General features: G+C 66.8%; 14 protein-coding genes and 1 pseudogene. 3 read left to right on the top strand and 12 right to left on the bottom strand.

The genetic code is table 11. The annotated features are described in order from the left end of the window. Positions 1–5: 5 nt before the first annotated feature. The 9 genes and pseudogenes from IM816_RS11885 to IM816_RS11845 all read right to left on the bottom strand — a co-directional run bounded on the left by IM816_RS11885 (position 6) and on the right by IM816_RS11845 (position 9,250). Positions 6–1,031 (bottom strand): amidohydrolase family protein, encoded by a 1,026-nt coding sequence (locus tag IM816_RS11885; protein WP_250338238.1) that lies wholly within the window; start codon positions 1,029–1,031, stop codon positions 6–8. Positions 1,032–1,084: 53 nt separating this feature from the next. After that, positions 1,085–3,157 (bottom strand): FUSC family protein, encoded by a 2,073-nt coding sequence (locus tag IM816_RS11880; protein WP_250338237.1) that lies wholly within the window; start codon positions 3,155–3,157, stop codon positions 1,085–1,087. Positions 3,158–3,259: 102 nt separating this feature from the next. Next, positions 3,260–3,826, bottom strand: a complete 567-nt coding sequence (gene efpL, locus IM816_RS11875; protein WP_250338236.1) for an elongation factor P-like protein EfpL — start codon at positions 3,824–3,826, stop codon at positions 3,260–3,262. A 30-nt stretch (positions 3,827–3,856) separates the two neighbouring features. Continuing rightward, complete coding sequence (locus IM816_RS11870; protein ID WP_250338235.1) at positions 3,857–4,624, bottom strand: SDR family oxidoreductase; 768 nt, start codon at positions 4,622–4,624, stop codon at positions 3,857–3,859. Positions 4,625–4,717: 93 nt separating this feature from the next. Then, a complete protein-coding gene (locus IM816_RS11865; RefSeq protein ID WP_250338234.1) occupies positions 4,718–5,287 on the bottom strand; it encodes a GNAT family N-acetyltransferase in 570 nt (189 codons plus the stop codon). Continuing rightward, complete coding sequence (locus IM816_RS11860; RefSeq protein WP_256470288.1) at positions 5,284–5,619, bottom strand: GNAT family N-acetyltransferase; 336 nt, start codon at positions 5,617–5,619, stop codon at positions 5,284–5,286. Before IM816_RS11860 ends, IM816_RS11865 begins: the two co-directional genes overlap by 4 nt. A 150-nt stretch (positions 5,620–5,769) precedes the next feature. Continuing rightward, positions 5,770–6,255, bottom strand: a pseudogene (locus IM816_RS11855) (GNAT family N-acetyltransferase); the annotation flags it as partial. Positions 6,256–6,342: 87 nt separating this feature from the next. Beyond that, positions 6,343–7,242 (bottom strand): hydroxymethylglutaryl-CoA lyase, encoded by a 900-nt coding sequence (locus IM816_RS11850; protein ID WP_250338233.1) that lies wholly within the window; start codon positions 7,240–7,242, stop codon positions 6,343–6,345. A gap of 13 nt (positions 7,243–7,255) precedes the next feature. Then, entirely contained in the window at positions 7,256–9,250 is a 1,995-nt protein-coding gene (locus tag IM816_RS11845; protein ID WP_250338232.1) for an acetyl/propionyl/methylcrotonyl-CoA carboxylase subunit alpha, read from the bottom strand. Positions 9,251–9,438: 188 nt separating this feature from the next. Between IM816_RS11845 and IM816_RS11840 the strand changes: the two genes are divergently transcribed. Next, entirely contained in the window at positions 9,439–9,921 is a 483-nt protein-coding gene (locus IM816_RS11840; protein ID WP_072321450.1) for an FKBP-type peptidyl-prolyl cis-trans isomerase, read from the top strand. Between the two features lie 42 nt (positions 9,922–9,963). Here IM816_RS11840 and IM816_RS11835 read toward each other — a convergent pair whose 3' ends face one another. Both IM816_RS11835 and IM816_RS11830 read right to left on the bottom strand, forming a co-directional pair. Continuing rightward, a complete protein-coding gene (locus IM816_RS11835) occupies positions 9,964–11,028 on the bottom strand; it encodes a phospholipase A (protein ID WP_250338231.1) in 1,065 nt (354 codons plus the stop codon). A 162-nt stretch (positions 11,029–11,190) separates the two neighbouring features. Next, the gene (locus IM816_RS11830) at positions 11,191–11,733 is read right to left on the bottom strand and encodes an EF-hand domain-containing protein (protein ID WP_250338230.1); all 543 of its coding nucleotides are present in this window, start codon (positions 11,731–11,733) and stop codon (positions 11,191–11,193) included. Positions 11,734–11,848: 115 nt separating this feature from the next. Between IM816_RS11830 and IM816_RS11825 the strand changes: the two genes are divergently transcribed. Continuing rightward, positions 11,849–13,117, top strand: a complete 1,269-nt coding sequence (locus IM816_RS11825; RefSeq protein ID WP_250338229.1) for a winged helix-turn-helix domain-containing protein — start codon at positions 11,849–11,851, stop codon at positions 13,115–13,117. Here the strand turns inward: IM816_RS11825 and IM816_RS11820 are convergent, their stop codons facing one another. Continuing rightward, positions 13,118–13,591: a hypothetical protein gene (locus IM816_RS11820; protein ID WP_250338228.1), complete on the bottom strand. Its 474-nt coding sequence runs from the start codon at positions 13,589–13,591 to the stop codon at positions 13,118–13,120. It lies immediately after the preceding gene. Between IM816_RS11820 and IM816_RS11815 the strand changes: the two genes are divergently transcribed. Continuing rightward, positions 13,590–13,742: a hypothetical protein gene (locus IM816_RS11815; protein WP_250338227.1), complete on the top strand. Its 153-nt coding sequence runs from the start codon at positions 13,590–13,592 to the stop codon at positions 13,740–13,742. The genes IM816_RS11820 and IM816_RS11815 overlap by 2 nt on opposite strands. The last annotated feature ends 108 nt before the right edge of the window (positions 13,743–13,850 follow it).

The raw sequence follows: 13,850 nt of genomic DNA, 5'->3' as shown, positions 1-13,850 counted from the left end.
CCAGATCACGCCACGGCAGCCACGGCCTGGAAGCGCGACAGCGGCACGCCGAGCCATTCCAGCGCGGTGCCATGGAACAACCGTGCACGGGAGACGTCGTCGAGGCCGAGCGCATCGATGCCGCTGCCCGGCTCCTGTTCGCCGAGCGGGAAGGGGTAATCGGTGCCGAGCATGATCCGCTCGCTGCCGGCCGCGGCGATCAGGTAACGCAGCGCGGCGTCGTCATGCACGCAGGAGTCGAAGTAGAGCCGGGACAGGTATTCCCGCGGGTTACGCGCATTGTCCGTGGCGACGAGGTCGGGGCGCATGCGGAACCCGTGTTCGATGCGTCCGATGGTATACGGGAAGCTGCCGCCGCCGTGCGCGAGCATGATCTTGAGCGACGGCAGACGTTCCAGCACGCCGCCGAAGATCAGCGCGCAGGCGGCGCGCGATTGCTCGGCCGGCATGCCCACGAGCCATGGCAGCCAGTATTTCGGCATCGTGTCCGCGCCCATCATGTCCCACGGATGCACGAGGATGGCTGCGCCGAGGTCTGCCGCTGCCTCGAAGAACGGGAATAGCGCGGGTGCATCCAGGTTCCACTCGTTGCAATGCGAACCGATCTGCACGCCTTGCAGCCCCAGCTCATCGATGCAGCGTTCCATCTCGCGGATCGCCAGTGCGGGAGCTTGCAGCGGCACCGTGCCGATGCCGGCGTAGTGGCGCGGATGCGCCTGGCATATGTCCGCCATGGCGTCGTTGAGATGCGTATGCAGTTCGAGTGCCTGGTGACCCTTGGCCCAGTACGAGAACATGACGGGCACCGTGGAAATCACCTGAACGCCCACACCGAAGCGCGCGTAGTCGGCGATGCGGTGCTCCGCATCGAAGGCCGACTCCCAGACTTCGCGGAAGAACTTGCCGTCCTTGTAGATCCGGTGGTGGCCGCTGGAATGGGTCATGACCGGGAACCGATCGTCGCCGTACCGCGTGGCCAGATCGGGCCAGTCGCGGGGCAGGATGTGCGCGTGGGTGTCGATCTTGAGCATGCGGCCGAGTGTAGCGCCGCCCCGCGCCCAGAGCCTCTCGCGCTGCAGCAAGCTCAGGCCGGCGCGGTCGAGCGACGATTCACCACGTGAGCGATCGTGTCCACGTTGTCGGTGAGACGGTCCGTCAGGCGTGCCACGGCCTCGGCCAGCTCGCGATCCCGGGTGCGCGATACCGCCTCGACCACGGTGCGCTGGTGCTCGCGCAGGCCTTGCGGCATGCCGATGCCAACGCCCTGATTGAGTGCGTCCGCTTGCTGGCGCAGCGTCACCGAGGCTTCATGGATGAAGGCGCCGACGGAGGGCCAGGCTTCCGGTACCTCGCCATCGTCGATCAGGGCCTCCAGTGCCATCGCAGTACGCGCGAGGCGGTTGCCATTCGCGTACAGGGTTTCCGCCAGCTCCTGAAGCACGGCGGGCGTACCGGGTTCGGCGCGCATGCGATCCAGGGAGGCCTGCGCGTTGGTGCGCGTCGTGCGCGTGCCCGTCCGAACCGCGTAGCGTGCGTGGCTGTCCGCCGGCGCGACGAGTGCATCGAGGTAATCGGCGTACGCACACAGCATCTCGGAAAGCGCCGTGCGCGCGCGGTGGCGCTCCCAGGACGGCCACAGCACGTAGGCCAGCAAGGCCAGGCCGCTTCCCAGCGCGGTGTTGACGACGCGATCCGACATGGCCGCATGCGGGTCCACGCCCTCGAACGAAAGCAGCACCACCACGGTACCGGTCAGCGCCGCCACGGCGATGCCGTAGTGTGCTCCGGCGAGATAACGGAACGCGACGCAGAGCGCGCCCATTACGCCGATATGCGCCCACACGTCGTCCGGCGCGAGGCGCAACACGAAGGTGGTGAGCATGAGCCCGAGCACGGTGCCCACCACGCGGAGCAGACCGAAATTGAAGGTGGCCGCAAAGTCCGGGCGGAGCACGATGGCAGCGGTCATCGGCAGCCAATAGCCATGGGGCAGGGCGTAATGCCGCGAGACGACGAAGGCAAGGGTGAGTACCACCGCGCAGCGAACCGCATGGCGGAATGCCACGGCATCGGGCGTGAGGTTGGCGCGCAAGGTGGAAAGGGCGGACGCACTGCGCAGCGTTTCCGGCAGCGCGGATTCCGCACGCTGCGCGCGCTCTTCGCCGCGCGAGCCGGCCCAGTTGGCATTGCGCACCACGGCGGCAAGCTGGCCGGAGAGCGCCTGGATATGTGCGCCGAGGCCCATGCTCGTGCCGCCACCGGCCAGCAGGGCGCGCTCGCTGGCCTGCAACGTTGCCAGTGCCCGTTCCGCACGTTGGGGCGGCTCGGCGGCGTCGAGCGCGTCGGCCACGGCGCCCAGCACACGAGCCGTGTCGTTGCGGAACATCTCGCCCATGCCGTCGCGGCGGGTCTCCAGCTCGGTCATGGCAATGAGTTCGAGGCGGATGCGCTCGGCCAGTTCGAGCAGCACGCGGAAAGCCTCCATGGCGCGCCCTCGCGCATGGTGTCGGCCGAGCAAGGTGGTCTGCAGCGCGTTCATCGCGTCGGTCAGGCCAGGTGCCTCGCCATCCTTGTGGGGCTTGCGCGCCAGGTCGGCCAGCCCGCGGTACACGATGGCGAGCGCCTGCCGTTCCGGGCGGTAGCGTTGCAGGGGCCACGCCGCGATCGAGAACACGGCCAGCAGCATGCCGCCCGCGAAGATCAGGCTGCCACCGGCCAACGAGCCGCCGAGATCCTTCGGTGTCGCCGCAGTGATAACCAGTAGAAGCATGCTGGTCATGCCGACGCGAGCGATGTCCGGGCCGAAGACGACGAGCATGCCGCCAAGGAATCCGCAGATCGCGCAGGCGATCGCCATCGGCAACACCCAGTCGCCGATGAAAAAGCCCACGAGCGAGGCCGTTCCCGCTGCCAGGGCGGCGAGGAAGAGTCGATTGAGACGTTGGAGGTAAGGGCCGGGCTGATCCGAGAACATCGTATCCAGCGCGCCGGCCGCGATGCCGATGCCCACCTGCGGGTAACCGGCCAGCATGCCCAGCGCGAGCGGCAGCACCACCGCTGCCGTATTGCGCAGGGCGACCCGCAGGGGGACGTCCGGTCGTTTCGTCCGGAGCAGCGTCTGGATGACGCTGGCGCGGAGCGAGTAGCCGTTGTTCATGGTGTCTGCGGGCTCATTCTCTGAGCCGCATATTCTGCCGCAGTCTCGCTGACTGGACGGCAAGCGAGGGACGGAGACGCAAGAGCGCCTCCGTCCGAACGGTCACGATGCGCGGCCCGCGAATTCGCCGGTCAGCGTGTTCACGGTGACCTTCTCGCCCGTGGTGATGTACTCGGGCACTTGCACTTCGATGCCGGTCTGCAGGGTCGCCGGCTTGGTCCGCTTCGTGGCGCTGGCGCCCTTCAGTTCGGGTGCCGTATCGGTCACCGTAAGCACGACGGAGGTCGGCACCTGCAAGCCCACCGGCGCATCGTCGATCACCTGCACGTAATAGCCTTCCATGTCTTCCACGATGTAGCCCGCGTTGTCGCCGATCACCTCGGGGCCGAGGGTGTACTGGGTGTAATCCTCGTCGTCCATGAAGACGAAGTTGCCCCCATCCATGTACGAGAACTTGGCCTGGCGACGGGTCAGCTCGACTTCCTTCAGATCGTCGTCCGCACGGAGGCTGAGGTCGTACTTGCGGCTGCCGGGAATCGAATAGAGGGTGAAGCGGAAGGTCACGTTGCCGCCGCGCGCGGTCGGAGCACTGCGCTCGATGTCGCGGACCTGGTACACGGTACCGTCGTGTTCCACGACGTTACCTTTCTTGATGTCGGATGCTTTCATGTCGGTTCGACTTCGATGTCGTTGAGGGGATTACTTCGGGGCGAGGCGCACGGCGCCATCGAGACGGATTGTTTCGCCGTTGATGTAACGATTGGCGAGGATGAAAGCCACGGTTTCGGCGAATTCCTCGGGCTTGCCGAGGCGCGACGGAAACGGGATCGACGCCGACAGCGATTCCTGCACCTGCGCGGGCATGCCATCGACCATCGGTGTCCAGAAAATGCCCGGAGCGATCGTGTTGACGCGAATACCGAAGCGAGCCAGCTCGCGCGCCATCGGCAGGGTCATGCCGACCACGCCACCCTTCGATGCGGAATACGCGGCCTGGCCGATCTGGCCTTCGTAGGCGGCGACGGAAGCCGTGTTCACGATCGCGCCGCGCTCGCCGTCTTCACCGGCCGGGTTGGCCTGCATGAGTTGCGCTGCGGCCTTGGCGACATTGAAGCTGCCGACGAGGTTCACCATCACCGTCGTGGCGAATGTCGAGAGCGGCATGGGGCCCTCCTTGCCGAGCACGCGCCCGGCGCCGAGGATGCCGGCGCAGTTCACCACCACGTTGAGACCGCCCATCGCGTCGCGTGCGGCGGCGACGTTGGCGGCCACGCCGTTCTCGGATGTGACGTCCGTGCGCTGGAACGACGCGTTCGCGCCGAGCGTCGCTGCCGCGGCCTGGCCCTTCTCCTCGTTCACGTCGAACAGCGCCACCTTGGCGCCCGCGGCGACGAGGCGTTGCGCGACGGCATAACCGAGTCCGGAGGCACCGCCGGTGACGACGGCCCTGACTTCTTCGAGCTGCATGAAGACTCCGCTGTGTGCGAATGGCAAAGAAGCGCATCTTAGCGGAGGGCGGGTAGCGATGCTTTCCGCAGCGCCGCGATGACCGTGCTCGTGTCAGCCGCGCGCCAGCAGCGCGTCCAGGTTCGGCGTGCCGATCAACCGGGCGAAGGGGACGACCGGGGACGGCGGGTTGACCGGCTCGGAAAGAAACCGGCTCCAGACGCCGACGTCCCACCACTGGCCTAGTTTGTAACCCGCCTTCGGCCACACACCGGCCGGTGCGAAACCCATGGCTTCGTGCATCGCCACACTGGCGTCGCCGGGCAGGGTAATGACGCCGACGGCCTGGTTGATGCCCTGCATCGCCATCGTGTCGAGCAGGGCACCATACAGCCGGCGGGCGATGCCGCGGCGGCGCGCGTCTTCATGCACGTAGATCGAGGTCTCCGCGACCCAGTCGTACGCGGCCCGTTCGCGGAAGCGGCCGGCATATGCGTAGGCCAACACGATGCCTTGTTCTTCCCACACCAGCCACGGATGGTTCGCCAGCCGGGTCCGGATGCGTTCTGCCATGGCGTCGTCGCCCGGCGGCGCGGTTTCGAAGGTGATCGCGCTGGTCCCGACGACTGGCGCGTAGATAGCGTGGCAAGCTGCGGCGTCGGACACCGTGGCGACACGGATCACAGCGGCTTCTCCATGAAGATGCTGCCCGGTTGCTGGCGATGTTCGCCGAAGGCGCGGCAGCGTCTGTAACCGGCGCGTTCGTACAGCTCGATCGATTCCGTCTGCGCCGTACCGGTTTCCAGCTTCACCATCGTGCCGCCCGCCGAACGCGCCTGTTGTTCGAGCGCTTCGAGCATCTGCTTGCCCAGGCCCATGCCTCGACAGGCGGGCAACACGTACATGTATTTCAGTTCCACGTAGTCGCCGTGATCGACGCTGGCGCCGCATGCCAGCGGCAGGCCATCTACACGTGCGGTCATGAAGGTCGTATGCGGCTGGCGCAGGCTTTCCACACCTACCGACGGCGGCGGGAGATGCCTGTCGAGTTCGGACAGGTATCCATGCAACTGCTCGATCAGAGGCAGCACGTCCTCGCGACCGGGATCGTCGATGGCGAACACCAGCGACGGCGGCTTGGGGGCGACGAGCAGGTCGCCGTCGTTGAGGCTGCGCACGTAGAAGCGGTTGCAACCGAAGTGGCCGGTGCCGCCCATCGGCGCGTCGATGCGGGTGAAGCCATGACGCACGTAGAGCGCCTGGGCCGCGTCCATGCCGGTGAGTGTCTCGAGGTAGCAACGCGAGAATCCCGCGCGGCGGGCGGCATCGAGGCAGCGACGCATGAGCTGCGAGGCGGCGCCGGTACCGCGTGCCTCGGGCAGGAAATACATCTTGCGCAGTTCGCAGGTGTCGTCGTCGCCGCCTTCCAGCGGGGCGATACCGCCGCCACCGACGGCGCGGCCATTCATCTCGACGACGAAATACGCGGTGCGGGGACGCGTGTAGGCGGTCGACATGGTCGCGACTTCGGTGTCGTGAATGGCGAAGCCAGGCCCGTCGGCACCGAACTCGGGCATGACCTGGCGGATCACCGCGGCGATGTCGGCATCGTCGCGCGGTTCGATGGGGCGGATGAGAAAGTCGGCAGGCATGGTCGGATGCTGCCACGTATATCAACGGCAAAGAAGCCCGCGCCGCGCGTTGCCTGCGCTGCGCGGGCTGTGTGTCGTAGCTGGCGGTCAGGCCGCCGTGCGGGCGCGCGTCACGCGACTGGCCGTGAGGGTGCCCAGGCGCGCGGCGAGCCATGCGCCGGTCTCCACCAGGCGATCGAGATCCACGCCGGTCTTCATGCCCATGCCGTGGAGCATGTACACCACGTCCTCGCTTGCCACGTTGCCCGTTGCGCCCTTGGCATAAGGGCAGCCGCCGGTACCGGATACCGCGCTATCGATCACACGTACACCTTCTTCAAGGCACGCCAGGATGTTCGCCAGCGCCTGCCCGTAGGTGTCGTGGAAATGCACGGCCAGGGCGCCCATCGGCACCTCGTCGGCCACGGCACGCAGCATCGCGCGCGCCTTGGCGGGCGTGCCGACGCCGATCGTGTCACCCAGCGAGATTTCATGGCAGCCGAGGTCGTGCAGCCGACGCGCTACGCGGACGACGTCCGCGATGGCGACCTCACCCTGGTAGGGGCATCCCAGTACGGTGGATACGTAGCCGCGCACCGCGACGCCATCCGCGCGCGCCCGTTCCAGCACCGGCAGGAAGCGGTCGATGGACTCGTCGATGCTGGCGTTGATGTTGGCGCGGTTGAACGCTTCCGACGCCGCCGTAAACACCGCTACTTCGGACGCGCCCACCTCGCGCGCGCGTTCGTAGCCTTGCAGGTTCGGCACCAGCACGGGGTAGCTCACGCCCGGCGCCTTGTGGATTGCACGAAAGACCTCGGCGGCATCCGCAAGCTGTGGCACCCACTTCGGGCTGACGAAGCTGGTGGCCTCGATGGTGGTAAGGCCGGTCGCCGAGAGGCGATCGATCAGCTCGATCTTCACCGACGCGGGCAGCAGCGTCTTCTCGTTCTGCAGTCCGTCGCGAGGACCGACCTCGACGATGCGTACGTGATGGGAAGCGTTCATGGCAACTCGCAGGTCAGGTCGTTTCGGCGAAGCGGACGAGGATGGCATCCGCCTCGACGAAGTCGCCTTGGGTAGCGGATATCGACTCGATAGTGCCGGCACGCGGCGCCTTCAAGGCCAGTTCCATCTTCATGGCTTCCATGACCAGCAGTTCCTGCCCTTCCGCCACCACGTCGCCGGGCTGGGCACGCACCAGAACGATGCGCCCAGGCATGGGCGCAGCGAGCTGTCGGGCGCCGCCGGCTTCTTCGCTGGCCCAGGCATAGGCGGGCGAGCGCTCGAAGGTCCAGCGGCGGCCTTGCTCGTCGTGCAAGCGCACCCGGTCTCCGTGCAGCACGAGCGGCACGCGGCGTGCCCGATCGTCGAAGCGCGCGGAAAGCACGCCATCGGCGAAGCGCGCCCCGGTGACGGTGCATGCGCGTCCTTCGTGGTGCAGTACGTAGTGGCCGGCGTGACCGTGTGCATCCACTTCGTGGCGACGGCCGTTCTCGGTCAGCGCGACCACGCGCTTGCCGTGATGCCCAAGGCGCCATGCGTCGGCAGCCGCCCAGGGCGAATACGGATCGGCCTCGACGACGTGGGGCGACGCCTCGTCGGCCAGCAGCAGCGCGGTGGCCGCAGCGGCGTAGTCGGCATCGCCAGGCTCGGCGTCGCCGACCAGGAATTCCTCGAGGTGGCGGTCGAGGTAGCCCGTATCGATGCGACCTTCGACCACCACCGGATGGCGTACCAGGCGCTCGAGAAACGCCACGTTCGATTTCGGACCGACGATCTCGGTCTGCGCCAGCGCTTCGCGCAGACGCTCCAGCGCTTGCGTGCGATCGCGATCGTGCACGATCAGCTTCGCGATCATGGGGTCGTAGAAGATGGTGACCGTATCGCCAGCAACGACGCCGCCATCCAGTCGCACGTGGCGGGAAACGGGGGGCAGGGCGAGCGCGCTGAGGCGTCCGGAGCCCGGAAGGAAATTCGCTTCGGGATCTTCGGCGTAGAGCCGCACCTCGATCGCATGGCCGACGGCGTGTATGGCGTCCTGGGTCAGCGGCAGCGGTTCGCCCGAGGCGACACGGAGCTGCCACTCGACGAGGTCCAGCCCCAAGGTTTCCTCGGTGACCGGATGCTCGACCTGCAGTCGCGTGTTCATCTCCATGAAGAAGAACTCGCCGTCCTGACCCACGATGAACTCGACCGTGCCGGCGCCCACGTAATCCACGGCACGCGCCGCGGCCACGGCGGCGACACCCATGCGTGTGCGGCGTTCGTCGTCGAGGAACGGCGAGGGCGTCTCTTCCAGCACCTTCTGGTAGCGGCGCTGCGCCGAGCACTCGCGTTCGTTCAAGTGAATGATGTTGCCGTGGGTATCGCCGAAGACCTGAAACTCGATATGACGAGGATGCTCGACGTACCGCTCCAGGATCACCCGGGTATCGCCGAAGGCGTTGGCAGCTTCTCGCTGCGCCGAAGCGAGCGCGTCGGCGAAGGCCGCGGCGTCGCGCACGATGCGCATGCCCTTGCCACCACCGCCCGCGGCGGCCTTGATCATGAGCGGGAAGCCGGTGCGCCCGGCTTCGTCGGCGAGCCGCGTGGGATCCTGGTCTTCGCCGTGGTAGCCCGGCACCAGTGGCACGGCGTGCTGCGACATGAGCGCCTTGGCCGCGGCCTTGGAGCCCATCGCATCGATGCTTTCCGGCCGCGGCCCGATGAAGACGATGCCAGCGGCCGCGCAGGCACGGGCGAAGTCCGTGTTCTCGGAAAGAAAGCCGTAGCCCGGGTGGATCGCCTGGGCACCGCTGCGCTTCGCCACCTCGATGATGGCGTCGCCGCGCAGATACGATTCCGCGGGGCGCGGGCCGCCGATCGGGTACGCCTCGTCGGCAAGGCGGACGTGCTGCGCGTCGGCGTCGGCGGTGGAATAGACGGCGACGGTGCGGATGCCCAGTCGGCGGCAGGTCCGGATCACGCGGCAGGCGATCTCGCCACGGTTGGCGATCAGAATGCAGTCGAACATGCGGCTCCGGCGAGGTCGAATGAGGGAGGGGGAAAAGCGGGAAAACTAGCAGATTGCGGGCGCGCGGCGGGTTGCGCCGCAGCATCGCGAAGGCGTTGTGATTTGCAGTACGGGAACGGGTCGCCTAGCCTTGAGGGTCCGGGAGGGCGTCCATCGTCTTCCTTCACCCCTCCCACAGCGAGAATCCCATGCAGATCGCCAATCGCCACGCCGTTTCCTTCCACTACACGCTCACCGACGGGCAGGGCAACGTCATCGACAGCTCCGATGGCCGCGAACCGCTTGCCTATATCCATGGCGAAGGCCACATCGTGCCGGGTCTGGAAAAGGCGCTCGAAGGCCGCTCGGTCGGCGACCAGTTCAAGGTCGACGTCGTGCCGGAGGAAGGTTACGGCCCCCGTCATCCGGAACTGGTGCAGGTCGTGCCGCGCGCGGCGTTCCAGGGCGTGGAGGATCTCCAGCCAGGCATGCAGTTCCAGGGCCGCAACGACCAGGGCGCCATCAACGTCACGATCAGCAAGATCGAGGGTGACAACGTCACGGTCGACGGCAACCATCCGCTCGCCGGGCAGACGCTGCATTTCGCCGTCGAAATCACCGGCGTTCGCGAGGCCACCGACGAAGAACTGTCGCATGGTCACGTGCACGGCGAGGGTGGTCACCACCACTGATCGCGGTTTGACGGGGAGTCGCCATTGCGGCTCCCCGTCGTCTTAGTACCAGTCCAGCAGCGAGACGCCGAGGCCCAGATAGGATGCCCGGTGGTTGTAGTCGATCAGGCTTTCGCCATAGCCGTTGAAGACTTCCAGGTAACCGCGCAGGTTGCCTGCGAGCGGGAAGCTCCAGGTGCCGCGCAGCGAGCCATGCGAGCGGTCGCCGCCGCGGAATGAGTGACGCGCCGTAAGGGCGAATTCCTGCCGCCCCACTTCGTGCACGATCTGAATCTCGCCCCGGCCCATGTAATCCTTGATGTCCGGATTGTCGTCGTCCCGGGCGCCTTCAGGGATGCGCCACCAGGGACGAAGCATGATGGTCCAGCCTTCGCGCTCCAGTCCGACATCGGCGATCACCCGATTCCAGCTGCGTGACAGCGGATCGGCGCGGCCATTGGACTGATGATTGATGCCGATCCCGGCCAGTCGTCCCGTCCACCCGAGAATCTCGTAGTGGGTGTTGAACACCAGCATGGCCTCGGGCTCGTAGTTGGTCTCGCGGAACGGGCGCGAGTTTTCCTTGTTGTAGACCTGCCAGCGCGAGGACTGGGTATAGCCCACCCAGACGTCGCCGTTGTCGCCGAAGAGGTTTTCCGCGACCTTGGTCTTCAGGCTGATCTGGAACTTGGCTTCAACGTTGTCCAGCTCCTGCGGCGTGGTGACCGTATGGTCGGGAGCCGGACTGTGCGGCGTGGTGTTCTGCTTGGTCGTCGCGAACACCGGCAAGGCGTACGTGGGCTTGTAGCCGCGCAGGTTGAAGGTGCCGAGCTTCGACTCGGGCGACAGTTCCCAGCGGCTGTCGAGCAGCGAGAGCGGACGGGCCACGTCACGAGAATCGCGTGTCGCCAGATCGACGCTTACCGAGTTCGCGTCCGGGTCCTGCTTTTTCGATGCCTGCGGTAGCCGATCGCGTCCGACCGCCTTGTCGTAGCAAAGCAGCCGTTGCGAATCGGTTTCGATACCCGCGCAGGCGCGGATGTCCAGCGGACTGGGGTTTTGCGCGTAGACGGCGCCCGCTTGCAGGCACGCCAGCGCGACAACGCTGGGGGCGCGGTAGGACTTCATTCTCGTGTAACTCCCTGCTGACCGGGCTGTTCCGGCAAGGCGGGGAGTGTAACGGCCTCACATGTGTGAAGAACGTGCAGCGGCGCGGTAAGGACGCGGTACAAAAGCAGAGGGACGCCATGGTGGCGTCCCTCTGTGTGCACCTGCTGCGCTTAGCGATGCTTACTGTCCAGCAGCGCCGGACTTGGCGACCCAGCGCTGATACTCGCTCTTGGAGATTTTTCCATCGCGGTTTGCGTCCGCGTACTGGAAATCGTTGGCGAGCAGCGGATAGGCAGACGCCTCCGACTCCGTGATGTAGCTCTTCTTACCGGCGAGCGTCGCGAAATCAGGCGCGGGACCGGCCGGTTTGGCCGGGGCAGGACCGCTGTTCACCGTGACCTGACCCTGCGGCGTAGCCATGGTGGCGCCGGATGAGCCTGCTTCCCCTGCCGGCGGCGGGGGCGGGGGCGGCGGCGGTGCCATGCTCGCGGGTTCACCCGGCGGGGGCGGCGGAGGCGGTGCGTCGGCCGCCGGAGGCGGCATGGCGCCTGCCGGGGGCGGCGGCGGAGGCGGCACCGCGCCGGGCGGCGGGGGCGGCGGCGGGGTGGCTTCGCCCGGCGGCGGAGGCGGAACCTGGCGCGAGGCGGGGACATCTTGCGCGAACGCCGCGCCGGCAAGCAGCAGCGATGCACCCATGGCGATGGCGCTTACTTTCTTCTTCATCGAAAGGCCTCCTTTCAAGGTGGTGGTGGCGTCGCACACGCGATCGCGGCGACATCGTTGCCGACGCTACCAAGTAGCGATTTAATGGCGCCCCAACTGACATAAGGCTTCCACCGTGCCGTCACGCGTATCCGACACGCCCTGCACGGACGACGTGCTTCGTCTTGGCGCACGGGCGGCGCAACTGCTGCATCTCGCTGCGCAGGGCCTTTTGAAGCGCGGCACCCGCAAGGCGCGCAAGCCGGACGTCGGCACGACGATCGCGCGCATGGGGCTGCTGCAGATCGACACAATCAACGTCGTGGCGCGCAGCCCTTACATGACGCTGTTCTCGCGCCTGGGTACCTACCGCAACGAATGGCTCGACGAACTGCTTGCCGAGGGCGTCATTGCCGAATGCTGGGCGCACGAGGCCTGCTTCGTGCCTGCGTCGGAATACCGCTATCACCGTGATTACCGGGCGGGTCGTGCCGGTCACTGGGCGCATAAAAGCGCCGAACGCATGCATGTCGAGGCCCGCAGCGACATGGACGCACTGCTCGAGCGCATCCGTCTCGAGGGGCCGCTCCGTGCCGCCGACTTCGAACGCGAGGGACCGGCCACGAAGGGATGGTGGGGCTGGAAACCCGAGAAGCGCTGGCTCGAAGCGTGGTTCGCGCTCGGGCGCTTGATGGTCGCGCGCCGGGACCGCTTCCAGCGTGTGTATGACCTTGCGGAACGTGTAATCGCGCGTTGGCCGGAGCAGCCTTCGGCCGAGATTCTCGACGAGGCGGCCGTACGCCAGCATTTCATCGCGGAGAGCGTGCGTGCCCTGGGCATCGCGAAAGCCCGCTGGGTAGCGGATTACTTCCGGCTGCGGCCAAGGGTCACGGATGCCGAGTTGGCGCCGATGGTGGCCGACGGCAGGTTGCTCCGTGTGGCCGTCGAAGGTTGGGAGGTGCCAGGGTATGTCCATCGTGACCATGCAGACCTGCTGCGGGATGCGCAGCGAAACGCCCTGCGCGCGACCCGCACCACGCTGCTCTCGCCGTTCGATCCGGTCGTGTGGGATCGCGCCCGCGCGCTGGATCTGTTCGGTTTCGAGTACACGATCGAGTGCTACACGCCGGCAGCGAAGCGCACCTACGGCTACTACGTATTGCCCATCCTGCATCGCGGCCGTCTGGTGGGGCGGCTGGACGCGAAGGCGCATCGGCAAAGGGGCCTGTTCCAGGTGCTCGGACTATGGTTGGAGGCCGGTGTGGCCACGTCAACGGCTCTGGTCGAAGGGATCGCCGAAGCCATCGGCGAATGCGCGGCGTGGCATGGCACGCCGCGCGCAGTGATCGAGCGAAGCCAGCCGAGGTCGCTGGCCGCACTCGTCACAAAGCACCTGGCGCGTTGATCAGCGCGTAGAAGCCGGTGCCGGCACGTCGGCGCAGGACTTGCCGTGCAGCGCTTCCTTCAACTGGGTAGCCAGCGAGGTGCAGCGGTTGCCGAGCTGATCTCGCATGTCCGGGTCCTGCGACTGGCGCAGCAGGCTCGTGCGCATCATGTCGTAGCGGCTGTCGATCTGGTCACGGGCGTAGATACCGGCGGCGAGGTGGCAGCTCTTGTAGCTGGCGAGGTACTCGTCGCACGAGGCGATGCCGGTGCTCTCGGGCAAGGCCCCCTGAGCGGCAGCGGAGCGAGTGCTCTTGGTGGTCGTCGTGGACGTCGTCGCCGTGCGCGGCTTGGTCGAACCCGTCGTCGTGCTCGTCGAGCTGGAGCTCACGGTGCGCGTGGGCTCCGCGGCGGGCTTGGTCTTATGGTCCGAGCAGGCGGCGAGCGTCAGCGCGCCGATAAGAAGCGGAACGAGGCGGATGGTGGTTTGGTTCATGGACGTCGGTCCCCTTGGCGAGCGTGGAACGGATGGTAGCCAAAGTCGCATCGGCGATGCGACGCGGCGCAAGGATGAGCCCACCGGGGGTGAAATCGATGTCAGCGAGGTCAGGCACGGTTTCGGCCGCCATCGCTATTTAATGAATTGACGCGTATAGTTCCCGGACTGTGTTTGCCGGGGTCATAGAGTTACGTTGACCCGATGCAGCTGATCACGTATCCGCAACATCGCTTCGCTCCTCGCGTTTCCTTGCACA

It is taken from the genome of Luteibacter flocculans, from assembly GCF_023612255.1.
Classification (GTDB): Bacteria; Pseudomonadota; Gammaproteobacteria; order Xanthomonadales; family Rhodanobacteraceae; genus Luteibacter; species Luteibacter flocculans.
The sequence above is the reverse complement of the archived record's forward strand: the minus strand, read 5'-3'. Positions and strand labels throughout refer to the sequence as shown.